Origin of the sequence: Mycolicibacterium stellerae, assembly GCF_003719305.1 — a bacterium.
GTDB classification, from domain to species: Bacteria; Actinomycetota; Actinomycetes; order Mycobacteriales; family Mycobacteriaceae; genus Mycobacterium; species Mycobacterium stellerae.
This window is the reverse complement of the sequence record NZ_RARC01000027.1, coordinates 25,554-51,376: the sequence shown is the minus strand read 5'-3', so window position 1 is coordinate 51,376 and position 25,823 is coordinate 25,554. Positions and strand designations below refer to the sequence as shown.

Below are 25,823 nucleotides of genomic sequence, written 5' to 3'. Positions count from 1 at the left end.
TGACCTTTCGGAGACCTTGGCGTGCTCAGCCGAGTTTCGTTGCTCAGCAACGGGTATCCGGCGGCGGGACCTTCACGTCGATCAGGTAGGTAGCGACGATGTCGTCGATGCATTGGTTGCCCTGGAAGGCAACCGTGTGCTGGGTCCCGTCGAAGGTGACGAGCGTGCCGCCCAGCTGCTTGGCCAGATCGACGCCTGCCTGATAAGGCGTCGCGGGGTCGTTGGTCGTGGAGATCACCAGAGTGGGCGGGAGTCCCTTGACGGAGATCTCGTGCGGTTGCGTTGTCGGCGGGACAGGCCAGAGGGCACAGGTGTCCATCGGCGCGTATCCGGTGAACTCGCCGTAGTTCAGAAACGGCGCCAACTCTCGCGACCGGCGATCCTTGTCGACCAGCTTGGCGGGGTCGGTGATCGGGGGCTGGTCGACACAGTTGACCGCGACGCGCACATCGGTGGCGTTGTCGTAGTGCCCGTCGGGACGCCGGTGCATGTAAATGTCTGACAGGTACAGCAGTTGGTCGCCGCGCCCAACCCTGAGCTCGTTGAGACCAGCGGTGAGACGAGGCCAAATGCTCGGCGAATACAACGGGAGAATGGTGCCGACGAGAGCGTCGCTGTAGGCGAGGCCGCGCGGATCGTCTGTCTTGGCAGGCTTGTCGACAAGGGGCTCCACCAAGCTCTTGTACACAGCGGTTGACTTGGCCGGATCAGTACCGAGCGGACAGCTCGGATCCTTGGCGCAGTCCGCGGCGTAATCGTCGAACGCTTTCTGGAACGCCGCCGTCTGCCGGAGATCCTCTTCGATCGGATCGGCGTTCGGGTCGATCGCGCCGTCGAGCACCATCGCCCGCACGTTCTGCGGAAACTCCTCGGCGTAGCTGCCGCCGATGCGCGTGCCATAGGAATAGCCGAGAAACGTGAGCTTGTCGTCGCCGACGGCGACCCGGATCGCGTCGAGATCCTTCACAACATTGGCCGTGCCGACGTTGGCGAGGAATTCCTTGCCCGTTTTGTCGACGCAACGCTGGACGAACGCCTTGGTCTCGTTGTTGATGTGTTCGATGCCTTCTGGCGAATAATCGACCTGCGGATCGGCCCGCAGCCGGTCGTTGTCGGCGTCGGAGTTGCACCACACCGCAGGCGTTGAGCCCGCGACACCGCGCGGGTCGAACCCCACCAGGTCGAAGCGTTCGCGGACGGACGACGGCATCGTGCCGACCAGGTTGGCCGCCGACTTGACGCCGGATTCACCCGGCCCGCCCGGGTTGATCACCAACGAACCGATCTTGTCACCGGTGGCCTTGAACCGGATCATCGCCAGCTGGGCGACGTCACCGTCGGGCTTGCTGTAGTCCACCGGCACGGAGAGCTTGCCGCATTCGGCGTCGGGCGAAGCGGCGCCCGACGGATCGTCCGCCGGGCAGGGGCCCCATTGAATCGGTGACCCGGGGGGAGGCACGGCGGCGACGGGGTGACCGTCGATCGCCTTGCTGCAACCCGCCACCAGCAACACCACCAGCGAGCCCGCAAGAATCCCCTTCTTCAGGCTCATGCGTTCACTCGCGATCGTCTTCGGCGGCTCATGGGACCACATGCTGCCATGAAATTGCATCGGTCCTGGCAGACCACCACTCCGACGGGTCTAGCCGGTGCTCTGCACCAACTCGTCGAGTGCGATCTCGAAGTCGTCGGCGAGGTCCCACAGATCGGGCAGAAGCTCGGGGCACGACACGATGCCGACGTCGAGCTTCCCGTTCAACGACATCACGGTGATATTGAGCCCGGAGCCGTGGAAAATCGGCCCGAGCGGATACATCGCCTTGACCTCGGAACCCAGGAAGTACAACGGAACCTGCGGCCCGGGCACGTTGGAGATGACCAGGTTGTGCACCGGCCTGGCGCCGCTTAACCTCGAGCTGGCGTATACCCGCATCGCGACACCGAACACAGCAGGCGCGGCGAACTGTGTCCAATCCTGTAGCAGAGTTGCGCCGATCGCCGAGCTGTGTTGCTTGGCAACGGAATTCGACTCCGAAATGGATTTCAAGCGGTCCGCCGGGTTGTCGATATGGGTCTCGAGATTGGAGAACATGCCCGACACCTGGTTGCGACCCGGCCGGTCCGACTTGTCGTGCACCGAAACCGGGACCATCGCCACCAGCGTGGAGTCGGGCAGCTCGCCGCGGTCGTCGAGGAACTTGCGCAGCACGCCTGAGACGAGCGCCATCACCACGTCGTTGACCTTCACGCCGAAGTGGTTCTTCACCTTCTTGATGTCCTCGAGGTCCAATTGGGCGTAGGCGATGTTGCGGTGCGCGGTCACGTTGGCGTTGAACGGAGTCTGCGGTGCGGCGAACGGCCGCGCCATCGCCAGCCCGTTGCGGGCCCGTTTCACGGTGTCGACGACCGACGACAACGTCGACGGCACCACATTGACCAAATTCAACGGCCGCGACGCGAACTTGATCGCCCCGCTGACCGCGATCTCAATCCCGCTGCCCCCGCCGACACCCTCCACCGGATCCGGCGCGGGTGCGTCGGGTTCGGTGCTGCACAGCTGCGACATCAGGTTGGCCCCGGTCACGCCGTCGACACCGGCATGGTGCACCTTCGTCATCACCGCCAGCCGGCCGCCGTCGTGGGCGTCGGTGCCCGCGATGTTCTCGATGACCCACATCTCCCACAACGGCCTCGTGCGGTCCAGCGGAAGCGACGCGATATGGCCGCAGATCTCGGCCAGCTCCTGGCGGCCCCCCGGCGATGGAAGCCCGATGCGATGCAGGTGGCGGTCCACATCGAAGTCCTCGTCCTCCACCCACACCGGGTGGTCGGGGTTGAACCGGCTGTCGGCGAGCTTCTCCCGAAATTGCGGCATTGCCTTGATGCGCAGCGCCAGTTCGTCGCGCATCCGGTCGAAGGTGTAGCCGCCGGGCATCGTGGACGTGTCCAGCTCGAGAATCGAGCACACGTGCATCGGCTGTGCTGCGGTTTCGAGGTAGAGGAAGCTGGCGTCGAGTCCACTGAGCCGTTGCATGTGGCCGATCGTAATGTGAGGAAATCCACTTAACTCGAAGTTCATCTTCTTGCCACGTGGTGGCAGACTGAGGGGGTCAGACGAACCCGGGGACCCGCAACGGGCCACGAGGATCGACCGAACAGCCACTAGGGACAATGATGTCTGAACAAACTGTTTACGGTGCTGCCGAAGTTACCAAGCCGCGGACTAAGGTCCGCACCCACCACCTGCACAAGTGGAAGTCGGAAGGCCACAAGTGGGCCATGCTGACGGCTTACGACTACTCCACCGCCCGCGTATTCGACGACGCAGGCATCCCGGTGCTTTTGGTCGGCGACTCCGCGGCAAACGTGGTGTACGGATATGACACCACGGTGCCGGTGACCATCGACGAGTTGATCCCACTGGTTCGCGGCGTGGTGCGCGGTGCGCCCCACGCGCTGGTGGTCGCCGACATGCCGTTCGGCAGCTATGAGGCCGGGCCGCAGCAGGCGCTGCAGACCGCGACACGATTTCTCAAGGAGACCGGTGCGCATGCGGTCAAGCTGGAAGGTGGCGAGCGAGTGGCCGACCAGGTCGCGACGCTGACGCAGGCGGGCATCCCGGTCATCGCCCACATCGGATTCACACCGCAGAGCGTCAACGGCCTCGGCGGCTTCCGGGTTCAGGGCCGCGGCGACGCCGCCGAGCAGACCATTCACGACGCGATCGCCGTCCAAGAAGCCGGCGCCATCGCTGTCGTGCTCGAGATGGTGCCCGCGGAACTGGCCACCCAGATCACCGGCAAGCTGACCATCCCGACCGTGGGAATCGGCGCAGGGCCCAACTGCGATGCGCAGGTGCTGGTTTGGCAGGACATGGCGGGTATGACCAGCGGCAAGACCGCCAAGTTCGTCAAGCGTTTCGGCGACGTCGGTACGGAATTACGCAGTGCAGCAACGCAGTACGCCGACGAGGTGGCCAGCGGAGCCTTCCCTGCGGAGGAGCACAGCTTCTAGGCTCGCCGGGCCTGTTAGCCGAACTCCGGTTTGCGCTTGGCCATGAAGGCGTCGACTCCTTCGCGACCGTCGGCGGATTCGGCGCGGCCGGCGATGATGCGTCCCTCCAGCTCCATCTGTTCCTCCAGACCGCTGGAGAACGTCGCCAACATCAGGGCCTTGACCGCGCCGTTGGACCCAGCTGCGGTGGAAGCCATTTCGGCAGCCAGTTGATCGGCCCTGGCTGTCAACTCGTCGTCGGGCACCACCTCGGTGACCAGCCCCCAGTGTGATGCCTCCTGGGCCGACAGGGCCCGGTTGGTCAACATCAACTCCTTCGTCCTGGTGATGCCGATCAGCCGGGGCAGGAAGTAGGACGAACTCCCGTCGGGACTCAATCCGACCTTGGTGTAGGCCATCGTGAACGTCGCGGACTCGGCGGCCAGGACGAGGTCGCCGGTGACCGCGAGCGAGAAGCCGGCTCCGGCGGCGGTTCCGTTGACGGCGGTGATCAGCACGGCGTCCATGCGCGCGAACGTCGAGATGGCGCGGTGCAGCTCGTCGGCCACCCCCTTGATGTGCCGTCCGCGACTCGGCGCCGTCGCAAACGACTTGAGATCGCCTCCCGCGCAGAAGAATCGGCCAGCACCCGTCAGCAGCACGACCTTCGTTGTGGCCGTGTCACAGAGCGCTGCGGCATCGGCGAGCTCACGAGTCATGGTGTCGTTCATGCCGTTTGCCGCATCGGGCCGGTTCAGGGTGATTCGCGCGATCGGGCCGGACTGTTCGAGCGTGATGGTCTCGTATTCGGTCACGCCATGGACTTTATCTGCGAGCCCGGATCGGCTCTTCACCCGCATATGGCACGCTGGGCTGTGCAAGGCACACGCGACGAAGGTGGAGATGGCGGCCAGCAGACCGAAGACGTCCCGGCATACCGAGGTCGAGCGGAAGTTCGACGTGCTCGAACCGACGGTTTCACCCTCATTCGAGGGGCTTTCGGTGGTGACGCGCGTGGAGCGGTCGCCGTCGCAGCACCTCGAGGCTGTCTACTTCGACACCGAGGGCCACGACCTGGCCGCCCACCGCGTGACGCTGCGGAGGCGCACCGGCGGGACCGACGCCGGCTGGCACCTCAAGCTGCCTGCAGGCCCGGATACGCGCACGGAGGTGCGGACCCCGCTGGACGAGGGTGTCGGCGGCGCCGTGCCGGACGCTCTGTTGGACGTGGTGCTCGCCATCGTTCGTGACCGGCCACTCGGACCCGTCGCTCGAATCTCGACCGACAGGACCGTCGATCTGCTCTACGGGGCCGATGGCTCCCCGGTCGCCGAGTTCAGCGACGACAAGGTGGTCGCGTCGGCCGGTGAGGGCGACCATCAGCAGTGGCGCGAGTGGGAGCTGGAGCTGGCCGAGGGGGCCCCGGCATCGCCGGACCTGTTGGACCGGCTGACCAACCGCCTCCTCGACGCGGGTGCGGTGCCTGCGGGCCACGGATCCAAGCTCGCCCGGGTGCTGGCGAGCGCCGCCGTCGACGACACCCCGAAGAAGCCGAAGGCTGATCCGATCCACCGGGCGGTCGCCGAACAGGTCGACCAGATGATCGAGTGGGACCGTGCGGTGCGCGCGGATGTCTACGACTCGGTGCACCAGATGCGGGTGGCCACGCGCAAGATCCGCAGCCTGCTCCAGTCGTCGGAGGGCGCTTTCGGCATCTCCGACGACGCGTGGATTCTCGACGAGCTGCGTCAGCTCGCCAGCGTGCTTGGCGTCGCACGCGACGCCGAGGTGCTCGCAGAACGCTACGAACGCGCCCTCGACGGTCTACCCGACGAGTTGATCCACGGCCCGATACGCGAGCGTTTGGTGGACGGCGCGAAGCGGCGCTACAAGTCCGGCCTGCGGCGGTCGTTGATCGCGATGCGATCGGATAGGTATTTCCGTCTGCTCGACGCGCTCGACGGACTGGTCGCCGCGGAGCCGACGCCGACGGCAGAGGGCGATGAAGAGGTCACCGCCACCATCGACTCGGCCTACAAGCGGGTGCGTAAAGCGGCCAAGCGCGCGGCGGCGGCCGTAGACGAGGACCGCGATGAGGCACTTCATCGAATACGTAAGGGCGCCAAGCGGCTTCGTTACACTGCGGCCGCAACTGGTGCTGAAAAGGTGTCTGATCGGGCCAAGCGCATCCAGACCCTGCTCGGAGACCATCAGGACAGCGTGGTGAGCCGAACGCATCTGAGCCAGCAGGCCGACGCCGCGCGTGGAGCCGGTGAGGACACGTTCACCTACGGCCTGTTGTACGCGCAGGAAGACGACCTGGCGCGCAGTGCACGCCTGCAGCTCGACAGCGCGCTGAAGAAGCTGAACAAGTCGGTGCGCAAAGCCCGCTGAGTAGGGGGCGAACGAGTTGGCCTGTAAGCCGGATTCTGTCCCTCGCCGCCGCGAATTACCACGGCGACGAGGCGGCGACCATCCATCTGGGTACACCGTCGCCGGGTACCTCGAGCGGCCTACCCGCAGGCTCGGGCGAGCAACCCTCGAGCGCCTGCGCAGCCACACCAGGTGCGGCCTCTTGGCCTTGCTTCGGGTGGGGTTTGCCAAGCCATCCCGGTCACCCGGGATGCTGGTGCGCTCTTACCGCACCGTTTCACCCTTACCACCAGCAGGTGGCGGTCTGTTCTCTGTGGCACTTTCCCGCGAGTCACCTCGGATTGCCGTTGGCAATCACCCCGCTCTGTGAAGTCCGGACTTTCCTCGAGTCATCTTTCGATGACCCGCGGCCGCCCGGCCAACTCGTTCGCCCATACATAATATTCCGATGGCACATGTGCCCCCCGCCCGCTACCTGCAGCGGGCCAAGGACCTCGTGGACTCGCGCTACGGCGACCCGATCACGGTCGACGATCTGGCCACCGCGGCCGGCCTGTCGCGGGCCCATTTCAGCCGGATGTTCACCCGCACGTTCGGCGAATCGCCGCGGTCCTATCTGCAAACGCGACGGCTGGAGCGTGCCGCGGCGCTGCTGCGCTACACCGACCGGTCGGTGGCCGACATCTGCGTGATGGTCGGCCTGCAGAGCGTCGGGTCGTTCACGACGAGTTTTGCCCGGGTCTACGGGCTGCCCCCTGCCGCCTACCGGGCGAGTATGCCGCCGGCACTGATGCACGCGCGGGTGCCCAGTTGCATCCTCGCCCGTGACACCCGACCGCTCCCCGACAGTCGGGTGAAGACAGCACGCGGGGAGAAGACGGGCCGCGACGGCCGACCGTAGCGTCGGATCCATGATGAGAATCGGCAGCGCCCACCTGTGGGTCCATGATCAAGAAGTCGCATTGAAGTTCTGGACCGAGAAGGTCGGCATGGAGGTGCGTGAGGATGTGTCGTTCCCCGAGGAGATGGGCGACTTCCGGTGGCTGACCGTCGGGCCGCCGGGACAGAACGACGTCAATCTGGTGCTGATGGCCGTTCCCGGTGAGCCGGTGATGGCCGAGTCCACCCGCAAGCAGGTGCTGGAGCTGACCGCGAAGGGATTCGCGGGCACCGTGTTTCTGGTCACCGACGACATCGACAAGTCCTACGAGGAAATGACCGCCCGCGGTGTCGAATTCAACGAACCGCCCAACCAGATGCCCTACGGCATCGACTCGGGGTTTCGCGACCCGTCGGGCAATAGCGTCCGTCTCACCCAACTCGCACAGGGATGGCCCAATACTTAGCCGGTGCGAACCTCCACCGCAGCGGTCGGCTCGGCGGCGTTCTTCGTCGCCGCGCCGGGAACTTTCGCCGGGCTGGGCCCGTGGTTGATCACCCACTGGGAAATCCCGGCATCCAGCCCGCCGCTGCGGGTGGTCTTGGGAGGCGTGCTGATCGTGCTCGGCCTCATCCCGCCCGTGCACGCGTTCATCCAGTTCGCCAGGGCGGGCGGGACGCCGATGCCCATCGCACCGACCGAGCGTTTGGTGGTCACCGGCTTCAACCGATTCGTCCGCAACCCGATGTATGTCGGTCTGCTGGCCGCGATCCTCGGGCAGGCACTGCTTTTCGACAGTGTCTGGCTCGTCGTCTACGCGGTGATCGGATGGATTGCCACGGCATCGTTCGTGCGATGGTACGAGGAGCCCACCCTGGTGCGCACGTACGGCGAGCAGTACGAGGACTACCGCCGCAACGTTCCCGCGTGGACTCCGCGGCTCACACCGTGGAAGGCAGGCTAAACGGTGGTGGGTCTGCTGCGTTTGCCGATCATCACGAGAGTCACACCGATCGACGTTTCGCAGGGGTTTACTCGCAATATCGCTGCAAAACGTCGATCGCTGTGACGGCTCAGGATCTCACGCCCGGGCCGCGCCGACCGTCTACAGGGTATGACCACAAGACATGCAGCAATGGACAGCCCGCTGGGCGAGCTCACCCTTGTCGCCGACGGCGCCGCGCTGATCGGGGTGTACTTCCGCCATCACTGGTACCGACCAACCGCGGACACCTTCGGCGAATGGGTGGACGCCGGCTCCGACGCCTTACTCGCCGAATCGCAGGCGCAACTCGAGGCTTACCTGACCGGCGACAGGACGGAGTTCGATCTGCCAACTGCGCTTCGCGGCGATGGTGTACGCCGTCGCGTATGGGACCGGCTGACGACCATCCCCTACGGCCAAACCGTCACCTACGGCGAGATCGCCGAGGAACTGGCCGACGGAACGACCGCCCAGGAGGTCGGCGCGGCCGTCGGCCGCAATCCGCTCTCGATCGTGATTCCATGTCACCGGGTCGTCGGGAAGGACGGCAAGTTAACCGGATACGCGGGCGGTCTCGAACGCAAGAAGTTCCTGCTCGATCTCGAAGAGCCTGCCGAAGTCCGGGCCGCGCGGTTGTTCTGATGGCAGCGACGATTTGGCAGAAGCGCGTCGACTCCGCCGACTGGGGTGCCGTCACCGCCGAGATCAACGACTTCGGCGGTGCACTCCTGCCGCAGCTGCTGACCAAGGCAGAGGCGGCCGAACTTCGCGGGCTCTATTACGACGACGGACTGTTCCGCGCCACGATCGAGATGAGCCGATACCGGTTCGGCCAAGGCGAATACCGCTACTTCCAGCGACCCTACCCAAAGCCGATCAACGAGCTCAAGCATGCGCTGTACCCGCGACTGCTGCCGATCGCGAGGGACTGGTGGAGCAAGCTGGGCCGCGCCACGCCGTGGCCCGACGACCTCGACGACTGGCTCGACATGTGCCATGCCGCCGGACAGCCGAGGTCGACGGCGATCCTGCTGAAATATGGGCCTGGTGACTGGAATGCGTTGCATCGAGATCTATACGGCGACTTGGTGTTTCCACTGCAAGTGGTGATCAATCTGTCCGAGCCCGGCGTCGACCACACCGGCGGCGAGTTCCTGCTGCTCGAGCAGCGGCCACGCGCGCAGTCACGCGGTACCGCGACACTACTTCCGCATGGACACGGCTTTGTGTTCACCACCCGCGAGCGACCGGTGGAGTCGACGAGGGGCTGGTCGGTCGCGCCTGTCCGGCACGGTGTTTCGGCGGTTCGCTCCGGCGAGCGGTTCACGCTCGGCCTTGTCTTCCACGACGCCGCATGACTATTCGCGGCACCATCGGCGGTCATCGCGGGACGAAAATCTACGGGCGGCTGGACTGCCCATCGGCGCTGCGGGCGATCGCCAACGGCGGATACGTCAAACATCGCGTGTTCTTCGCCGACGAGGCCGAGGCCGTCACGGCGGGCTACCGTCCGTGTGCCGTGTGCATGCCGCAGAGGTACCTTGCCTGGAAGGCTAGGAAGACTCGCGTCGACGCAGAACGATGACGTTATCCATCCACGGGCGCTGCTGACCTTCTGGGCCGACTGCCAGCCTCTCGACGGCTTCGATACGGACCCGCTCGAATTCATCGTCGGCGAGGTTCAAACCGGCGACCACCTCTTCGGCGCTGGGGAATTCGTGATGGTGATCCAGCTTCGACACCCACGGTGGGGCCGAGCCATGGTCGACAATCACCAGCACTCCACCCGGGCGGATGGCTCGCGCCGCCTTGGCAAGAATCGTCGTCCGGTCCAACCGGACCGTGGAATGCAGGAATTGCGCCGAGACGAGGTCGAACGTGCCGTCGGGAAAGCCGTCGGACAGGTCGAGCTGGACGAACTCGATGCGATCGCCGACGCCACGCGAACTCGCGGCCTCCCTTGCGCGACCCAACGCGGTCTCGGAGATGTCGACCGCCACGACGGTCCAGCCCCGCTCGGCGAGCCACACCGAGTCGGCGCCCTCGCCGCAGCCGAGATCGAGCGCGTGCCCAGGCGGCAGATCGGCCGTCACATCGGCAAATTGGACGTTGACGCGTCCACTCCACACTCGATCGCGTTCTCCGTAGTGCTCTTCCCAGTGCGCCTGCGTCTCGTTCATGCCGCCAGCTTGCCGCGCGGTTCACGATCTGCCAATGTGTTTTGCCATGCAGGCAAAGACGATGGTTGAGAACGACGTTGACCTGCGGGTCCGACGCCGGCTGCGCGAGCTCCGGGTTCAGCGTGGCCTGACGCTGGAGGACGTGGCCCGTGGTGCACGCATCGACGTGTCCACACTGAGCCGGCTCGAGTCGGGCAAGCGCCGGCTTGCCCTCGACCATCTCCCCCGCCTCGCCGAAGCCCTTTCGGTCAGCACCGACGAACTGCTACGCGCGCCCGAGGCGCCCGATCCGCGGGTGCGGGGCAGTTCGCACACGCACAACGACATCACGTACTGGCCGCTCACCCGCCACGCAGCAGCTGGCGGCCTGCACGCGTTCAAGATCCGGATCGCCGCCAAACGCCGAAAACCGCCCGCCGAGTTGCCCGTTCACGAAGGCCAGGACTGGACGTACGTACTCTCCGGTCGAATGCGACTCATCCTCGGCGAGCGCGACTTCGTCATCGAGGCGGGCGAAGCCGTCGAATTCAGCACATGGACGCCACACTGGTTCGGCGCCGCAGACGGACCGGTGGAGGCAATCATGATCTTCGGCATGCACGGCGAACGCCTGCACCTGCATGAGTGACTACAGATACGACGTTTCGTTCACCAACCGCACCGATGCGGCCCCGTCGGGGTAGAACTCGGCGATGGACAGCGACGCGAGATCCAGGTGTAACCGGTACAGGATTCCCGGTCCTGTATCCAGCGCAAGCCGCAGCAGCGTCTTGATGGGCGTCACGTGCGACACCACGAGCACCGTCTCACCCGCGTGTTCGGTGATGATCCTTGCCCGAACCCGCGCAACCCGCTCTGCGACGCTGTCGAAGCTTTCACCGCCCGGCGGGGGGATGCTGGTGTCGCGCAACCAGCTTCGGTGCAACTTGGGGTCACGTTCGGCGGCTTCGGAGAAGGTGAGGCCCTCCCATGCCCCGAAATCCGTCTCGATCAGATCGTTGTCGACGGTGACGTCGAGACCGAGCGCCTTGGCGGCCTTCGCCGCGGTGTCATAGGCACGCTGCAGGGGTGAAGTGATGACCGCGGCTATGCCGCCGCGCTGGCCGAGATACTGCGCAGCGGCCTCGGCCTGCTGCTGACCGACGTCGGTCAGGGCCGGGTTCCCTCGTCCGGAATAACGTCGCTGCGTTGACAACTCAGTCTGCCCGTGCCGGAGCAACAAGAATCGGGTGGGAGTGCCGCGGGCGCCGGTCCAACCGGCGGGCGATACCGGTGCCTCGGTGGACGCGCCTGTCTTCGGTTCGCCTGCTTCGGACTTCTCCAGTTCGGCAGCCGCGTCCATCGCTTCGTTGGCCAGTCGGTCCGCATGCGAGTTCTCCGCTCGCGGGATCCACGCGTAGCTGATGCGGTCGAACGTGGTCGCCACCGCCTTCGCCTGCTCGATCAGCTCCTTAAGGTCGGGGTGTTTGACCTTCCAGCGGCCCGACATCTGCTCGACAACCAGCTTCGAATCCATTCGCACGTCGACCTCGGTTGCGCCTACCCTGGCCGCCTCCTCGAGGCCGGCGATCAGACCGCGGTACTCGGCGACGTTGTTGGTGGCATGGCCGATCGCCTGCTTGCTCTCTGCAAGCACGTTTTCGCGATCGAATGTCCAGACCACCGACCCGTACCCCGCAGGGCCCGGGTTGCCGCGGGACCCGCCGTCGGCCTCGACGATCACCTTCACTAGTTGCCGTCCTTGACCCGCAACAGGATTGCGCCGCACTCGGGACAGCGCAGCACCTCGTCGTCTGCGGCTGCGGCGATGCGGGCCAATTCGCCGCGGTCGATCTCGATCCGGCATGCTCCACACCGGCGGCCCTGCAGCCGCCCCGCGCCCGCTCCGCCGTTGGCGCGCTGCCGCTCGTACAGCGACACCAGATCGGCATCGAGTCCGGCTGTCAGTTCGTCGCGCCGGGATACCCGTTGGTGTCGATTCTGATCGATCACCGCGAGCGCATCGTCGCGCGCTCGCTGTGCCTCATACAGTTCACTTTCCAGTTCATCGATCGTGACGAGTTCGTTGTCCTGCCGGGCTTGCAGCTCTTCACGACGCTCCATCACCTCGAGCAGTGAATCCTCGAGGCTGGACTGGCGGCGCTGCAGCGTCTCCAGTTCGTGCTGCAGGTCGGTGAGCTGCTTTGCGTTGATGGCACCCCCGTCGAGCATCTTGCGGTCCCTGTCCTCGCGGTCACGCACAGCCTCGATCTCGGACTCGAACTTGGCGATCTGCGCATCCAGGTCGTCGAGCGCCAGACGCAGCGCCGCCAGCCTGTCGTTGGCCTCGCGGTGGTCAGCCTGGGCCTTCTCGAAGCGCTGCTGCTCGGGCAGATGGCGGGATTTGTGTTCGATCTGGCTCAGCTCGGCGTCGAGATCTGCCAGTTCGAGCAGCGAGCGCTGTTGGATGACTTCAGCTTTCATAGACCGTTTCTCTCGATATTCCACGGATCGGTGCGGATGGCGGACACCCGCACAGGCAGCGAGTCGCCGAAATGGTCGCGCAGCAGGTCGGCGGCCTGGTTGCACCACGGGTACTCGCTGGCCCAGTGCGCTACGTCGATCAGCGCGACGTCGGAGCGCCGCCGATGTTCGTCTGCGGGATGGTGTCGCAGGTCGGCTGTCACGTAGGCGTCAACGCCCGCTCCGGCGACGACGTCCAGCAGCGAGTCGCCCGCGCCACCGCACACCGCTACCCGCGACACTTCGGCATCATCGTCTCCCGACGCGCGAACCCCCCAGGACGTGCCGGGCAGTGCGTCGTGCACGCGAGAGACGAACGCCGCCAACGTCTGTGGCGTCGCCAGCTTTCCGATGCGTCCGAGCCCGACATCCGCGGGCACCGATGCCATCGCGAGAACATCGAAGGCGGGCTCCTCATAGGGGTGCGCGGTCCGAATCGCCGCAAGCACATGACCGCGCAGCCGGGCAGGCGCGATCATCTCCACGCGGTCTTCTTCCACCCGTTCGACGGATCCAACGCTGCCGATCGTCGGCGACGCGCCCTCCTGAGGAAGAAACTGGCCGGTACCGGCAACGCTCCAGCTGCAATGGGAGTAGTCGCCGATGTGCCCGGCGCCCACGGCGAACATCGCCTCGCGCACCTCATCGGCATTCCCGGGGGGAACGTAGACCACCCACTTGTCGTTTTCCGGACCGCCCCGCGCCGGTGCCAGCACCGCGTCCACGGTCAGTCCCAGCGCGTCGGCGAGCGCATCGGACACGCCGGGGGCGGCGGAGTCGGCGTTGGTATGGGCGGTGAACAACGCCCGCCCGCTGCGAATCATCCGGTGCAGCAATGCGCCCTTGGCCGTGCTCGCGGCGACGGTGTCGACGCCGCGCAGCAGCAGGGGGTGGTGTGCGAGCAGCAGCCCTCGGTCAGGCACCTCGTCGACGACGGCCGCGGTGGCGTCGACCGCGATCGTCACCGAGTCGACATCTTCGACCGGATCGCCGCAGACCAGGCCTACCGAGTCCCAATCCTGCGCCAGGATCGGCGGGTATGCCGCTTCCAGCACATCGATGACGTCGGACAATCTGACGCTCATGCCTCGGCCGCGCGGGTTCGACTTGCCACATCACGACACTAATGCGCCGTCAGAGACAATGGATGCGTGACGACCATGGACGACACCGCCGCGGCCACTAGGCCGCAGCTGGTGATCTTCGACCTCGACGGCACCCTGACCGACTCCGCGCAGGGCATCGTGTCCAGCTTCCGCCATGCCCTCGGCGAGATCGGTGCCGAGATCCCCGACGGCGACCTGGCCGGCCGCATCGTCGGCCCGCCGATGCACCACACCCTGATCGCTTTGGGTCTGCAAGACCCGCAGGCCGCGATCGCCGCCTACCGCGCCGACTACTCGACCCGCGGCTGGGCGATGAACAGCCTGTTCGACGGCATTCCACAACTGCTCGCCGACCTGCGGGCGGCCGGGGTGCGGCTGGCGGTGGCCACATCGAAGGCCGAGCCGACAGCACAGCGGATCCTCGAGCATTTCGGGCTCGACGAGCATTTCGAGGTCATCGCCGGTGCCAGCCTCGACGGTGTGCGATCCACCAAGGCCGAGGTGATGGGGCATACACTCGCTGCCCTCGAACCGCTGCCCGACCGCATCGTGATGGTCGGCGACCGCGCCCACGACGTGGAGGGCGCCGCCGCCCACGGCATCGCCACCGTGGTGGTCGATTGGGGCTACGGAGCGGCCGACTTCGTCGAACCGACCGAAGTCGCCGCTGCTGCTCATGTGGCGACGGTCGACGACCTGCGCGAGGTGCTGGGTGTCTGACGTCGCCGACAGCTCGGCTCCGGTGCCTGACGTCGCCGACAGCTCGGCTCCGGTGTCTGAACCGCTGCACGTCACCTTCATCTGCTCGGGCAACATCTGCCGCTCACCGATGGCCGAGAAGATGTTCGCCCACCAGATCAGCGAACGCGGCTTGACCGACGAGGTGCGGGTCACCAGCGCGGGAACCGGCGACTGGCACGCAGGCGAGGGCGCCGACAATCGCGCGAACAGGGTGCTGCGTGAGCACGGCTATCCGACCGAACACCGGGCGCGGCGGATCAACGAAGACCACCTGTCGGCCGATCTGGTGGTAGCGCTCGGCCGGAACCACGCGCGGATTCTGCGCGACATGGGCGTTCCGCCCGATCGGCTGCGGATGCTGAGGTCTTTCGATCCGAAGTCGGGTGCCCATCCCCACGACGTCGAGGACCCGTATTACGGCACACACGACGACTTCGAGGACGTCTTCAGCGTCATCGAAGCCTCGTTGCCGGGCCTGCACGAGTGGGTGGACGAGCAGCTCCAATGACCGAACCCAAGGGCCGAGATCGAAAGCCGCGGTGGACGTTCCTGTTGCGGCCGGGCTGGCTCGCGTTGTTCGTCGTGGTGATCGCATTCGCCTATCTGTGCTTCACCGTTCTCGCGCCATGGCAGCTCGGCAAGAACACCAAGACCTCCAGGGAGAACGCGCAGATCTCGCGGTCGCTCAAGGCCGAACCGGTTCCGCTGACAAGCGTTCTGCCACAGCAGGACTCGTCAGCACCAGACGAACAGTGGCAGCGGGTGACGGCCACCGGGCACTATCTACCCGACCGGCAGGTGCTGGCGCGGCTTCGGGTGATCGAGGGTGACCCCGCGTTCGAGGTGCTGGTGCCGTTCGCTGTCGACGGCGGGCCGACGGTACTGGTCGACCGCGGCTACGTGAAACCCGAGCAGGGGTCGCGGGTGCCGCCGATCGCGCCTGCGCCGACCGGCAGAGTCACGATCATCGCGAGGCTGCGGGACTCCGAGCCCTCACCCGAGGGCAAGGCCCCGTTCCGCCAGGACGGCGCCCAGCAGGTGTATGCGATCAACACCCCGCAGATCTCGACGCTGCTTGACGTTCCGCTGACCGGGGCCTATCTGCAGCTGGTCGAGGATCAGCCGGGTGGCCTCGGCGCGATCGGCCTGCCGCACCTCGACGCCGGGCCCTTCCTGTCCTACGGCATCCAGTGGATCGCGTTCGGCATTCTCGCGCCTATCGGGTTGGGCTACTTCATCATTTCGGAGATCCGGGCCCGTCGACGCGACAAGGCCGCGGCAGACAGTCAGCCTTCCGGCGCGCCGCTCACCACCGAGGAGAAACTCGCCGACCGCTACGGCAAGCGGCGCTGACCGCCAGCACCGCGCTGGCGACCTGAACGATCCGCGACAAGCGCACGGCCCGAGCGAGATCCGAGATCTGCGGTGCCGGTCCGTCGCCGAGGCTGGGCCGGATCTCCAACTCGTGCGCGTACTGCGTTGGTCCGCCGAGCCGGACACCCAGCGCACCCGCGAACGACGCTTCGACCACACCCGCGTTGGGGCTCGGGTGCCGGACGGCGTCGCGCCGCCACGCCCGCACTGCACCTGCAGGCGACCCGCCGACAGCGGGTGCGCAGATCGCCACCAGCGCCCCCGTCACGCGGGCGGCGACGAGATTCAATGCGTCGTCGAACCTCGCTGCGGCCCAACCGAATCGCAGGTAGCGCGGCGACCGGTGACCGATCATCGCGTCGAGGGTGTTGGCGCCGCGGTAGACCAGCAGTGCGGGCACACCGCCGAACGCCGCCCACAACAGCGGCGCCACCTGCGCGTCGGACGTGTTCTCGGCGACCGATTCGACGGCGGCGCGTGTCAGTCCGTCGGACTCGAGCACGGCGGGATCTCGTCCGCACAGGGACGGCAGCAGACGCCGGGCGGCATCGACGTCGTCGTGCGTCAACAGATCGGTCATCCGGGTGCCGGTGCGCGTCAGCGATGTGCCCCCCAGCGCCGCGAACGTCGTCGCGGCGGTCAGGGCGACAACCGAGGCCGGTCCGCGCCGGTAGGCAGCCCGCTCCCCCGCGGCACCCACCACCGCCAGCACACCAAGCAGTGCGCCCGTGTGAACGACGCCCGCCCACCGGTCGTCGGAGTACGTGAACTTTTCGAGCCCGGCGGCGCCCCGGCCGAACAGCGCAACCGGATGTCCGCGCCGGGGATCGCCGAATGCCAGGTCGGCGAGGAAGCCGGCCGCGATGCCGGTCGCCCGGGCGAGACACATCGGTCCAAACACGCTGCGAGCGTCTCACAAGGTGATGTACTCGATTTATGAGGCTGGGCCCACCGCGGAGGCCGACCAGGGTGGTCGATCTGATCAACCCTGCGGCGGTGCTGGCCCCCGCGGCCAACGTCATCATGCAGTTGTCGTTGCCCGCCGTCGGCTACGGCGTACTGGAAAGCCCGGTGGACAGCGGCAACGTCTACAAGCACCCGTTCAAGCGGGCCCGAACCACCGGCACCTATCTCGCTGCCGCCACCCTCGGGACGGACGCCGATCGCGCCCTGATCCGCAACGAGGTCGACAGGGTGCATGCGCTAGTGCGGTCGAAGAAGTCAAGCCCGTTGTCCTACAACGCATTCGATCCGCGCCTGCAACTGTGGGTGGCGGCCTGCCTGTACCGGTACTACATCGACCAGCACGAGTTCCTGTACGGGCCGCTCGACGACGAGTCCGCCGAGGCGATCTACCGAGACGCCAGGAAGCTGGGCACCACGCTGCAGGTCCGAGCGGATATGTGGCCGGCTGACCGCGTCGCGTTCGATGAATTCTGGAAGCGGACCCTCGACGAGCTGAACATCGACACGCCGGTGCGCGAGCACCTGCACGGGGTGGCGGCGATGGCATTCCTGCCCGCCCCGCTGCGGCTGCTGGCAGGCCGCTTCAACCTCTTCGCCACCAAGGGTTTTCTGCCCGCTGAGTTCCGTGTGCACATGAAGATGTCATGGTCGCCGACACAGCAGCGGCAGTTCGAATGGTTGCTCACGGCGCTGCGGGTCGCCGACCGCGTCATCCCGCGCGACGTGTGGATATTGGGCTATCGAATGTATCTGTGGGACATGCGTGCTCGCGCACGGCGGGGCAAACGCGTGGTCTAGCCAAGTGAACTCGCCGCGAGTGCGGTTCGTGCAATAAACAGCAGGTCTAGTCGAGAGTGAGCGAGGAACCAATGCCGGTACTCAACCACGTCGCGGTCACCGTGCGCGACGTCGACGCAAGCGCACCCTGGTATCAAGCGCTGTTCGCAACCGAACCCGTACTCGATGAGCACACCGACGCCGGGTTCCGGCACGTGGTATGGGCGTTCGAGGACGGCACGATCTTCGGTATCCACCAGCACGACAAGCCGCTGGAGGGCGGCCGCTTCACCGAGTTCCGGGCGGGTCTCGACCATGTCGGTTTCGGCTGTGCGGACCGCTCGGAGCTGCAGACGTGGGTGACCCGCCTGGATGAGCTCGGCGTCGAGCACGGCGGCATCGTGGACGCCGCCTATGGCTCGGGACTGAGCTTCCGCGACCCCGACGGCATCGCGCTGGAGTTCTTTGCACCACCCGCGGAATAGACACCAACAGCGCACCACCGACTCCGGCGCCGCGCCGGCTCGTCGTCCGAGTAGAACGAAAACCCCACCTAGATAAAAGAGCCCACCGGCCGGACAGGATGGGACTTTCGTCGGTATCGAACGCGCGCCGCACCGAATAGCGTCACGAGTGCAAGCACAACCAGGCAAACACAACAAGAAAGGATCGACATGCCCGCTACTGTCGAATCCCACTCCCCCACAACAGCTGGCGATCTGCTCGAGGAGGTCCGCGAGTCGGCCAAGGTCGGCCAGCACGCCACCGCCGAGGCACTTCGGAAGTTCCGCCACACGATCGACGAGGCCATCCCCGAGGCGGTACAACCCCTTCGCGCGAAGCTCGTGGACGCGGCACTCGAATTGGCCGATACCCTCGCGGCCGCGCAGTACCAGTTCAACCGCAACTTGATCCGTAGCACCGACCGTGCGCTCAACAAGACCGACGACGGCCAGGAATAACGGCTGACCCGTTGCCTGTAGCGACGAGATTCTGGGTGCAGGAATGTACCCAGAATCCTTGTCGCCGAACGCTGTCCGACACGGTCAACCGCGCCGAGCTTCAGGAAGACGTCATTGGCGGGCTTCGTCGTTGACGTTGATGGGATGGGCGAGTACCGACTCGTGCATGTAGCCGAGCAGGTTGGGCGGCGTCGACTCCGGTTGCACCCGTCCGCGGTCGTCACTTGCCCGAACCCGCAACACATGTTCCCCGGGTTCGGCGGTCCAGCGGATCTGCCACCGCGCCCATACGCCTGGCTCCCCCGGCGAGATGATGGTCGCCGGGACCCACGGGCCATCGTCGATTCGCGTCTCCACTTTGGCGATTCGGGCTTCGCCTGCGAACGCCCGTCCTCGGATGAGATGAACTCCCGGTTGCAGGTTGGCCGGCCAGGGCAGCTCGACCAGAGTCGAAAGGGCAGGCTCGGTGATCACTGATCTGTTCCCGTTATCCCCGGCAGGGTTCTCAGTGATCAGCACATAGTCTTCGGTGTTCCACGGCACCTGGATGGCGTGTTCGGCCACCTCGATACGGCCCAACCATTTGATGCTCGCCGCACCGAGCCAGCCCGATACCACCAGTCTGGCGGGAAAACCGTGGTCGGCGGGCAGCGTTTCACCGTTCATCGCGAATGCGACGATCGTGTCGTCGGCAAGCGCTTTGGCCAGTGGCAGTGGTCTGCGAGCCCGGATGGCGTCGAGCGCCTCGGGCATCACCTCCACTGCGCCCCCGGTGACTTCGGCCGGTTCGAGAAGATCGCGCAGCCGCACGCCTGTCCACTGCGCAGTACTGATGGCGCCGCGACCCCACTGAGTGCCGTCGAAGACCCGTCCGACCTCACGGCCGAAGAGGACCCTGCGGTTTCCTGCGCATTCGATCGTGCGGGTCACCGAGACGACGGGGAATGCACTGCAGATATCCCGATAGGTGTAGCTCATCGACCGGCGGACACCTTCGCCCTCGATGCGCAATTCCCAGGTCGCCGGATCGATCTCCGGCGTAGGCGCATGGCTGCGAATGAAGAACTGATGATTGGGCGTGATGTCACCGAGGAGTGCATCGGGCCGCGCCCCGTAATCCAATCCGGATCCGGTGTCTTCCATGTCGGGATGTAAGAGGCTGCCGGCTGATGGCGTCATGTTTGGGTCCTGTTCTACCGTCCGAGTCAGTCCAAACCGCCACCGGGTGAACGCCGTCGATCGATTCCGTCGCGAGTGTATCGAGGAGCGTTCGGTCCGACTATTCCTGCTAGCGGGTGTCGGCAGGTCCGGCTGCCCAGTATCTTGATTGGCCACTAGCAGCAATGCTGCAGGTGGGCGGTGGCGGGGATGCTTCCTGTGAGCGGCTGAATTGAATGCTGCAATCCGCCCGTGGAATTCGAAAGGTGGCCAAGGACATGGACAGAGAGCCCCCGGGCGCGAAATGGCTCGGGGCCCCAGTGACCAGACGTTCCGTTCTCGCCGGCGTTGGCGCCGTTGCCGCCTTTTTGGCCGTCGACCTGGGTGCTGTCGCGTATGCGAACAACTGGATCGCTCCGAGAACTCTGTCGCGCCAGACTTTCATCGACGGCTTCCAAACCGTGTTTGGCCGCCACCCGGGATTTCGCAGGAATCACGCCAAAGGCATGGCAGTCACAGGCCTGTTCGACAGCAACGGCAACGGCGCAGAGCTGTCCTCTGCAGCTGTCTTCGCGGCCGGCAGGACGTCGGTCACAGGACGGTTCTCTCTCACCGGAGGAGACCCGTCGGTCGCCGACACACCCTCAGCGGCGCGGGGTCTCGCACTGGCATTCGGCTTCCCCGGGCCTGATCAATGGCGCAGCGCCAACCTCAGCTTGCCGGTGTTCCCGGACAGCTCGCCGCAAGGCTTCTACGACCGACTGCTCGCGTCGAAGATCGTCGCTGCGACCGGTAAACCCGACCCCGACGCCATGGCCCGGTTCAACACCGCCCACCCAGAAACGGTGGCCGCAATGGCGATCATCAAGAAGACTCCTCCGACAAGCGGATTCGCCGACAGCACCTTCTCGAGCCTCAACACGTTCTTTTTCGTCAATGACGCCGGTACCCGCACCCCGGTGCGCTGGGCCTTCGTGCCCCAACAATCGGCCCTACCCCCGAAACCCGCAGGCGACAACGCGCTGTTCAATTCTGTCGTCCGGCAACTGCGCACCGGCCCGTTGCGATGGAAGCTCCACCTGACCGTGGGCCAACCTTCGGATCCCGTGGACGACGCCACGCAGCCTTGGCCGTCGGATCGACGTGTAATCGACGCCGGCACGCTGAGTTTGATCGCCGCGCAGACTGAAGCTCCGGGCAACGCGCGCGACGTGAACTTCGATCCGCTGGTCCTCCCCGACGGGATCGAACCCTCCGGCGACCCCCTGTTGAGCGCCCGGTCATCTGTGTACGCCGCGTCCTATCGGCTGCGGTCCGGCGAGACCGCATCACCGTCGGCGGTACAAGTCGACGAGGTCACACCTTGATGACCACACCGGCTCGCTATCCGCTGCGTACCAGAGTGTTTCACTGGCTGACCGCCGCACTGGTGTTCACCACTCTGCTGGTGGGGTTCGCGATGGTCAACTCCCTGGGTTCCTATGCCGCGCTGGTCGGCATTCACATGACGCTCGGCATTTCGATCCTGGTGATCACTGTCGCCCGTGCCGCCAACCGCTTCACCCACCGGACACCCCGGCTACCTGAGACGGTCGGCGCGCTCGAGCACAAGCTCGTGGTTGGATCCGAGCTCGCCATGTACGGGCTCCTGTTGTTGCAACCAGTGGTCGGCTGGGCAATGGAATCGGCGGCCGGAAGACCCGTCGTTGTCTTCGGCGTCCTACGGCTGCCCGCCATCGCGCCCTTCGACGAGCACATCTACTTCTTTCTTCGCCAGACGCATTCGGTCGTTGCTTATCTGCTGGTGGTTGCGATAGCGGCTCACGTGAGCGCTGTCCTACTGCACACCATGACACTGCGCGATCGAATGCTCTCCCGGATGACCTTCACCAGTCATTGACCACCGAGGCACCGACGTGGCGCTGACGGCTGCGCCAGCCGTGCCGAGTGCGGCGCAGCCGGTCGAGCGTCGGTGAATGGTGGGCGCGGACGGTATCGAACCGCCGACCGCTGGTGTGTAAAACCGAGCAACGCTATCCATGGCGTTCTGCGGCGTAGCACCTGATCCCGAAATGCGCAGCTCAGCGATTTCTTTGGGTCCGCCGAGTTCGTCCGTTCTCGTTTTGTTTCGGACCGTCTTGGCACACTCTTGGCACAACGGGGGTTTGTTCTTCAGCACTCACCGCAGCGATGCAAATTGTGGGCGTCGCGTCGCGGCCGAGCTTCGATAGCCGCGCGTACCCTGCTGACGCAACGGCACGACGCAACGAACTTCACATCACGACAGCGCAGCGATGGCTGCGGTGTGCTCAGGTGCAGGGGCTCGCTCTCCCCAGCTATTGCACCGCGTGCAGCAACTCCATGCGGTGTAATCTCCGACGTGCTGCAGCAAATCGGCGAGGGAGGGCCGTCTGGTGGCGTCGCTCGACGCGAACCCGGGCAACCGACGACCTCGGCCTTGACTGGCCTCACCGGGGCTACGCCATGTTGGATCGTCGGGTGGCGTTCAGGTAGGGACCGAGTAATACCGCATCGGCGGCCGAGAGGCGATCAGTAGCGTTGTCTCGCTGATGCCAATACGGATATAGCAGGTTGGGTCGACTCACCGATTCAAGACGGTGAGCTTCTTCGTCTGTTAACTCGATGTCTACTGCGGCGAGGTTGTCTTCTAGTTGCTGGGACGTGCGGGCGCCGATTACCAGTGATGTCACGGCGGGGCGGTTCAGCAGCCATGCCAATGCCATCTGAGCGGGCGAGACTCCGTGGGCGCCGGCGATCTCCCAGAGGACATCGAGGATGCGAAACAGCTTCTCCCCTTCATAGATTGGGGGCTCAGACCACTCCGACATCTGACGGGCTCCCTTAGGTCCGGCGACGGAGCCATCTTGGGCACGCGAATACTTGCCCGAAAGCAGCCCGCCGGCGAGGGGGCTCCACACAAGCACCCCGAGGCCCTGGTCATGCGCTGCGGGGAGTAGTTCAAACTCGGCGTCGCGCGACTGGAGCGAGTAGTGAATCTGCTCAGAGGTAAAACGTGATAGCCCTTTTGCATCACTTGTTGCGAGCGCTTTCATGAGCTGCCAGCCACTGTAGTTGCTGGCCCCGATGTATCTGATTTTGCCCTGTTTCACAAGGGTGTCCAACGCCGACAGAGTTTCCTCCAGCGGTGTCTGGCCGTCCCATTGATGAACCTGGTACAGGTCGATGTGGTCAGTTTGCAGACGTTCTAGCGATCGTTCAAGAGAGCGGATGATGTGGTGCCGAGATAACCCCACGTCGTTGACACTTGCTCCTGCAAGACGGAAGCGGACCTTGGTCGCCACCAGCCAGTGGTCGCGCGAGTTCTTGATCGCTTCTCCAACAATGGTTTCCGAGAGCCCATCGGAGTAGACGTCGGCGGTGTCGACGAGATTGATGCCCCGATCTCGACAAATGTCGAGGATCCGAGTCGCGTCCTGGGTATCGGTTGTACCCACGTTTGAGAACTTTCCTCCGCCACCGAAGCTCATCGTTCCCATGGTGAGTCGCGAGATGCGAAGGCCACTTTTGCCCAACTGCTGATACTGCATCGGTCGCTTCACCTTTCGTCATTCTTCGCCCATGTGAGTGCTCGCCTGGCTCAGAATTTCGTGTTCAGCGTCTGGGCGACACCGGTTTCGGCGGCCAGGTATGCCATCTCGATGATCTCGATGACGTGGCGCGCGTGTTCGGCTGTGGCGATGGAGGGGTGTCCCTCGCGAGCCCAGTCGACCATTTGCATGATGTCTTCGAAGACGTGGAGTTCTTGCAGCGAGCGGTGGGGTTCGGAGATGTGCGGTAGGACCCATTCGTTGCCACCGAAATTGGAGTGCACGCCGCCGTCGGGTGCCTGCCGGGCGATCTCACAGCCGGGGTAGTCGAATGGTGCCCCGTTGAGCAGTAGCCCAGTGATGGTGCCGTGCGTTCCGAAGTACCGTCCAGAAAAGTCGAACTCGATGTCGCTTCGTGTTCTGAGGTTGCCGGCGGCGGTGCCGTAGGCGACCGCGAATCGGTTGTCGCCGAAGTCGAGCAGCATCACGGTGTTGTCGTGTGCTTCGACGGCAATCGGCTTGCCGTTGACTTCGCGGTGCGGCAGCAGCGTTCCTGACAGGGCGGTGACGCGGCGGACCGGCCCGAGGATGCCGGTGAGTCCGTGCAGCGAGTAGACGGTGAGGTCATACAGCGGTCCGCCACCGGGATTCTTGAAATACCAGGTGGGATCGACCGTATCGCCTGTGTGCGATCCGCGCCGTTCGGGTTCGTCGGCGTGGTAGTTGCCGAAAGCGGCGCCGCACATCGCCCAGGCCAGGGTACCGAGATCACCCGCGTCAATCATCTTCTTGATCTGCTGGTTGTGGGGTCGCAGCATTTCGCCTGGCGACGCGACGAGGCGGACACTGTGTTGCTCGGCTGCTGCGATCAACGCGTCGGCCTCGGCCGTGGTGACGCACATCGTCTTATTGACGTGAACGTGTTTGCCGGCAGTGAGGGCCGCCATGCAGTGCTCGTAATGCAGGCCGATGGGTGAGCCGATCGTCACGGCGTCGATGCGGTCGTCGTCGAGCATCGCATCAAGAGTGGGATAGGCCCGCGCGGTGGCGAACTGATCAGCTTCGTGTTGTGCGCGTTCGACAATGGGGTCGCAGATGCCGGTGATGTCGACGACCGCAGCGGTATCGGCGACGGCGAAGTGGGGGAGCAGCCGTTGATTGATTACGCCGGCGCCGACGAAGCCAAGCCGCAGTTTGTTCATCGATGAACTCTTTCTCGTGTGATCGGTTCGTGTCGATACCCGCAGCGGAGTCAGGAGTCGGACACGGCCAACGTCGTGATGAACAGCTCCAGCGGTGTCGCCTGGTCCCCGGTAATGAGAACCTCGGCACCGTGTCCGACGGTGACCGCACTGCCTGGAGTCAGGGGATGTTGACTGCCATTGAACTGGTAGGACCCTGTGCCCGACATCACGAACACCGCGTACTCCACGGCGTCGGCGGTCAGGCGGCGTGATCCGTTAGCCGGCACCACGGAGCGTTCGAACTGCCGCCACGGCCCGGCGAAATACTGCGTGGCGTCGAGGGATTCGTTTTGTTCGATCTTTCCGACATAGGTGGGCATCAGCGGAACGCTCCTTCTGCGGTGATCGCATTTTGCGGTTCTTCGGTCGGCCGACGAGAGGGCAGCTTGGATGTGATCTCGGGCGGAAAGACCTCAATCACCACGTATTCAATGCGTTCGGTTCCGGTGTTCCACAGCGCGTGTTGGCTGTGCAGCGGTGTGATGACGATGGACCCAGGCTCCACGAAGTAGCGTTCGCCGTCGAGTTCGATCTCGGCGGTGCCCCGCAGGATGAACCAGATTTCCTCGGTATGGCTGTGGGTGTGCAGGCCAGCGCGACCGCCTGGTTCGAATGCCACCCATTCGATGCCATCCCAGTCGCCGTACAGGTGGGCGCCGGTCGCCAGCCGCGCCCACAGCATGGCTCCCTCGCCGCCGTGAACTCCCATGACTTCGCCGGCGTTATCTGTGTGGCCGGTGATGATGCTCGGCATGAACGATCATCTCCTTCTCTGTGTGCTTACGAGCGCCTCGCGCGTCTGATTACGCGGGCGAGGAGACGTTGCCCCCGCATCAAACGCTCACACTGCGGAATGCAAAAGTCAAGGGTGTTTTCGAAAATGAATCTAGCCGTCGGTCGGAACAAGGCTGTTCCGTCGATGTTCGGGCACGCGAAAGCAGGTACCAGCGCAGAACCCGGGCGCGTGTGCCAAGCGCAACGCGACGAGGGGAACTCGCCCGACACCGCGATGT

At 65.2% G+C, this 25,823-nt stretch carries 30 protein-coding genes and 1 other RNA gene; 17 read left to right on the top strand and 14 right to left on the bottom strand.

Annotation, left to right across the window (positions count from 1 at the left end; all coding sequences use genetic code 11):
- Nucleotides 1-43: 43 nt before the first annotated feature.
- Together D6M19_RS25710 and D6M19_RS25705 are read right to left on the bottom strand one after the other, a co-directional pair.
- Nucleotides 44-1,552 carry an alpha/beta hydrolase gene (locus D6M19_RS25710; protein ID WP_123028145.1) on the bottom strand — a complete coding sequence of 503 codons (1,509 nt, stop codon included), beginning with the start codon at nucleotides 1,550-1,552 and terminating at the stop codon, nucleotides 44-46.
- Between the two features lie 90 nt (nucleotides 1,553-1,642).
- Complete coding sequence (locus D6M19_RS25705; protein WP_123028103.1) at nucleotides 1,643-3,034, bottom strand: WS/DGAT/MGAT family O-acyltransferase; 1,392 nt, start codon at nucleotides 3,032-3,034, stop codon at nucleotides 1,643-1,645.
- A 140-nt stretch (nucleotides 3,035-3,174) separates the two neighbouring features.
- On the opposite strand from D6M19_RS25705, the gene panB reads away from it, so the two are divergent.
- Nucleotides 3,175-4,014, top strand: coding sequence for a 3-methyl-2-oxobutanoate hydroxymethyltransferase (panB, locus tag D6M19_RS25700; RefSeq protein WP_123028144.1), 840 nt, complete (start codon nucleotides 3,175-3,177; stop codon nucleotides 4,012-4,014).
- A gap of 14 nt (nucleotides 4,015-4,028) precedes the next feature.
- Here the strand turns inward: panB and D6M19_RS25695 are convergent, their stop codons facing one another.
- Complete coding sequence (locus D6M19_RS25695; RefSeq protein ID WP_123028143.1) at nucleotides 4,029-4,808, bottom strand: enoyl-CoA hydratase/isomerase family protein; 780 nt, start codon at nucleotides 4,806-4,808, stop codon at nucleotides 4,029-4,031.
- 88 nt (nucleotides 4,809-4,896) lie between these two features.
- Between D6M19_RS25695 and D6M19_RS25690 the strand changes: the two genes are divergently transcribed.
- The gene (locus tag D6M19_RS25690) at nucleotides 4,897-6,387 is read left to right on the top strand and encodes a CYTH and CHAD domain-containing protein (protein ID WP_123028142.1); all 1,491 of its coding nucleotides are present in this window, start codon (nucleotides 4,897-4,899) and stop codon (nucleotides 6,385-6,387) included.
- Between the two features lie 8 nt (nucleotides 6,388-6,395).
- Here the strand turns inward: D6M19_RS25690 and rnpB are convergent.
- Nucleotides 6,396-6,792: RNase P RNA component class A (gene rnpB, locus D6M19_RS25685), an RNA gene on the bottom strand.
- A 22-nt stretch (nucleotides 6,793-6,814) separates the two neighbouring features.
- Between rnpB and D6M19_RS25680 the strand changes: the two genes are divergently transcribed.
- From D6M19_RS25680 to D6M19_RS25655, 6 genes are all read left to right on the top strand, one after another.
- Complete coding sequence (locus D6M19_RS25680; RefSeq protein WP_123028102.1) at nucleotides 6,815-7,267, top strand: helix-turn-helix transcriptional regulator; 453 nt, start codon at nucleotides 6,815-6,817, stop codon at nucleotides 7,265-7,267.
- A gap of 10 nt (nucleotides 7,268-7,277) precedes the next feature.
- Entirely contained in the window at nucleotides 7,278-7,712 is a 435-nt protein-coding gene (locus D6M19_RS25675) for a VOC family protein (protein ID WP_123028101.1), read from the top strand.
- 3 nt (nucleotides 7,713-7,715) lie between these two features.
- A complete protein-coding gene (locus tag D6M19_RS25670; protein ID WP_123028100.1) occupies nucleotides 7,716-8,210 on the top strand; it encodes a methyltransferase family protein in 495 nt (164 codons plus the stop codon).
- 150 nt (nucleotides 8,211-8,360) lie between these two features.
- On the top strand, nucleotides 8,361-8,873 hold the full coding sequence (locus D6M19_RS25665) for a methylated-DNA--[protein]-cysteine S-methyltransferase (protein WP_123028099.1): 513 nt from the start codon (nucleotides 8,361-8,363) through the stop codon (nucleotides 8,871-8,873).
- A complete protein-coding gene (locus tag D6M19_RS25660) occupies nucleotides 8,873-9,589 on the top strand; it encodes a 2OG-Fe(II) oxygenase (protein WP_123028098.1) in 717 nt (238 codons plus the stop codon). Before D6M19_RS25665 ends, D6M19_RS25660 begins: the two co-directional genes overlap by 1 nt.
- Nucleotides 9,586-9,816: an Ada metal-binding domain-containing protein gene (locus D6M19_RS25655; RefSeq protein WP_123028097.1), complete on the top strand. Its 231-nt coding sequence runs from the start codon at nucleotides 9,586-9,588 to the stop codon at nucleotides 9,814-9,816. Before D6M19_RS25660 ends, D6M19_RS25655 begins: the two co-directional genes overlap by 4 nt.
- On the opposite strand, the gene D6M19_RS25650 is transcribed toward D6M19_RS25655, so the two are convergent.
- Complete coding sequence (locus D6M19_RS25650; protein ID WP_123028096.1) at nucleotides 9,785-10,411, bottom strand: SAM-dependent methyltransferase; 627 nt, start codon at nucleotides 10,409-10,411, stop codon at nucleotides 9,785-9,787. The two genes, D6M19_RS25655 and D6M19_RS25650, sit on opposite strands and share 32 nt — an antisense overlap.
- 46 nt (nucleotides 10,412-10,457) lie before the next feature.
- Here D6M19_RS25650 and D6M19_RS25645 point away from each other — a divergent pair, with 46 nt between their 5' ends.
- Nucleotides 10,458-11,039 (top strand): helix-turn-helix domain-containing protein, encoded by a 582-nt coding sequence (locus D6M19_RS25645; protein WP_123028095.1) that lies wholly within the window; start codon nucleotides 10,458-10,460, stop codon nucleotides 11,037-11,039.
- Here the strand turns inward: D6M19_RS25645 and D6M19_RS25640 are convergent, their stop codons facing one another.
- From D6M19_RS25640 to D6M19_RS25630, 3 genes are read right to left on the bottom strand one after another with little or no spacing between them, the layout of a single operon-like run.
- The gene (locus D6M19_RS25640) at nucleotides 11,040-12,140 is read right to left on the bottom strand and encodes a bifunctional RNase H/acid phosphatase (RefSeq protein ID WP_123028094.1); all 1,101 of its coding nucleotides are present in this window, start codon (nucleotides 12,138-12,140) and stop codon (nucleotides 11,040-11,042) included.
- Nucleotides 12,140-12,874, bottom strand: coding sequence for a zinc ribbon domain-containing protein (locus D6M19_RS25635; protein ID WP_123028093.1), 735 nt, complete (start codon nucleotides 12,872-12,874; stop codon nucleotides 12,140-12,142). Before D6M19_RS25635 ends, D6M19_RS25640 begins: the two co-directional genes overlap by 1 nt.
- On the bottom strand, nucleotides 12,871-13,998 hold the full coding sequence (locus D6M19_RS25630; RefSeq protein ID WP_123028092.1) for a Nif3-like dinuclear metal center hexameric protein: 1,128 nt from the start codon (nucleotides 13,996-13,998) through the stop codon (nucleotides 12,871-12,873). Before D6M19_RS25630 ends, D6M19_RS25635 begins: the two co-directional genes overlap by 4 nt.
- A gap of 75 nt (nucleotides 13,999-14,073) precedes the next feature.
- Here D6M19_RS25630 and D6M19_RS25625 point away from each other — a divergent pair, with 75 nt between their 5' ends.
- The 3 genes from D6M19_RS25625 to D6M19_RS25615 are packed head-to-tail and all read left to right on the top strand — an operon-like array spanning nucleotide 14,074 to nucleotide 16,113.
- Nucleotides 14,074-14,739: an HAD hydrolase-like protein gene (locus D6M19_RS25625; protein WP_123028091.1), complete on the top strand. Its 666-nt coding sequence runs from the start codon at nucleotides 14,074-14,076 to the stop codon at nucleotides 14,737-14,739.
- Between the two features lie 52 nt (nucleotides 14,740-14,791).
- Nucleotides 14,792-15,268 (top strand): low molecular weight protein-tyrosine-phosphatase, encoded by a 477-nt coding sequence (locus tag D6M19_RS25620; protein ID WP_123028141.1) that lies wholly within the window; start codon nucleotides 14,792-14,794, stop codon nucleotides 15,266-15,268.
- Nucleotides 15,265-16,113 carry an SURF1 family cytochrome oxidase biogenesis protein gene (locus D6M19_RS25615; protein ID WP_123028090.1) on the top strand — a complete coding sequence of 283 codons (849 nt, stop codon included), beginning with the start codon at nucleotides 15,265-15,267 and terminating at the stop codon, nucleotides 16,111-16,113. The genes D6M19_RS25620 and D6M19_RS25615 overlap by 4 nt, the downstream gene beginning before the upstream one ends.
- On the opposite strand, the gene D6M19_RS25610 is transcribed toward D6M19_RS25615, so the two are convergent.
- On the bottom strand, nucleotides 16,067-17,023 hold the full coding sequence (locus tag D6M19_RS25610) for a cobalamin biosynthesis protein (RefSeq protein WP_123028089.1): 957 nt from the start codon (nucleotides 17,021-17,023) through the stop codon (nucleotides 16,067-16,069). The genes D6M19_RS25615 and D6M19_RS25610 overlap by 47 nt on opposite strands.
- Nucleotides 17,024-17,070: 47 nt before the next feature.
- Between D6M19_RS25610 and D6M19_RS25605 the strand changes: the two genes are divergently transcribed.
- The 3 genes from D6M19_RS25605 (at nucleotide 17,071) to D6M19_RS25595 (ending at nucleotide 18,839) form a co-directional block, all read left to right on the top strand.
- Nucleotides 17,071-17,898 carry an oxygenase MpaB family protein gene (locus D6M19_RS25605; RefSeq protein ID WP_123028088.1) on the top strand — a complete coding sequence of 276 codons (828 nt, stop codon included), beginning with the start codon at nucleotides 17,071-17,073 and terminating at the stop codon, nucleotides 17,896-17,898.
- 71 nt (nucleotides 17,899-17,969) lie between these two features.
- A complete protein-coding gene (locus D6M19_RS25600) occupies nucleotides 17,970-18,362 on the top strand; it encodes a VOC family protein (protein WP_123028087.1) in 393 nt (130 codons plus the stop codon).
- A gap of 189 nt (nucleotides 18,363-18,551) precedes the next feature.
- Nucleotides 18,552-18,839, top strand: a complete 288-nt coding sequence (locus tag D6M19_RS25595; protein ID WP_123028086.1) for a hypothetical protein — start codon at nucleotides 18,552-18,554, stop codon at nucleotides 18,837-18,839.
- Between the two features lie 111 nt (nucleotides 18,840-18,950).
- Here the strand turns inward: D6M19_RS25595 and D6M19_RS25590 are convergent, their stop codons facing one another.
- Entirely contained in the window at nucleotides 18,951-20,018 is a 1,068-nt protein-coding gene (locus tag D6M19_RS25590; protein WP_123028085.1) for a sulfite oxidase, read from the bottom strand.
- Nucleotides 20,019-20,275: 257 nt separating this feature from the next.
- On the opposite strand from D6M19_RS25590, the gene D6M19_RS25585 reads away from it, so the two are divergent.
- Together D6M19_RS25585 and D6M19_RS25580 are read left to right on the top strand one after the other, a co-directional pair.
- On the top strand, nucleotides 20,276-21,364 hold the full coding sequence (locus D6M19_RS25585) for a catalase family peroxidase (RefSeq protein ID WP_123028140.1): 1,089 nt from the start codon (nucleotides 20,276-20,278) through the stop codon (nucleotides 21,362-21,364).
- On the top strand, nucleotides 21,364-21,897 hold the full coding sequence (locus D6M19_RS25580) for a cytochrome b (RefSeq protein ID WP_123028084.1): 534 nt from the start codon (nucleotides 21,364-21,366) through the stop codon (nucleotides 21,895-21,897). Before D6M19_RS25585 ends, D6M19_RS25580 begins: the two co-directional genes overlap by 1 nt.
- A gap of 577 nt (nucleotides 21,898-22,474) precedes the next feature.
- On the opposite strand, the gene D6M19_RS25575 is transcribed toward D6M19_RS25580, so the two are convergent.
- The 4 genes from D6M19_RS25575 to D6M19_RS25560 are packed head-to-tail and all read right to left on the bottom strand — an operon-like array spanning nucleotide 22,475 to nucleotide 25,564.
- Nucleotides 22,475-23,566, bottom strand: coding sequence for an aldo/keto reductase (locus D6M19_RS25575; RefSeq protein WP_123028083.1), 1,092 nt, complete (start codon nucleotides 23,564-23,566; stop codon nucleotides 22,475-22,477).
- Between the two features lie 50 nt (nucleotides 23,567-23,616).
- A complete protein-coding gene (locus D6M19_RS25570) occupies nucleotides 23,617-24,768 on the bottom strand; it encodes a Gfo/Idh/MocA family protein (RefSeq protein ID WP_123028082.1) in 1,152 nt (383 codons plus the stop codon).
- A gap of 50 nt (nucleotides 24,769-24,818) precedes the next feature.
- The gene (locus D6M19_RS25565; protein ID WP_123028081.1) at nucleotides 24,819-25,130 is read right to left on the bottom strand and encodes a cupin domain-containing protein; all 312 of its coding nucleotides are present in this window, start codon (nucleotides 25,128-25,130) and stop codon (nucleotides 24,819-24,821) included.
- On the bottom strand, nucleotides 25,130-25,564 hold the full coding sequence (locus D6M19_RS25560; protein WP_123028080.1) for a cupin domain-containing protein: 435 nt from the start codon (nucleotides 25,562-25,564) through the stop codon (nucleotides 25,130-25,132). The genes D6M19_RS25565 and D6M19_RS25560 overlap by 1 nt, the downstream gene beginning before the upstream one ends.
- Nucleotides 25,565-25,823: the final 259 nt, after the last annotated feature.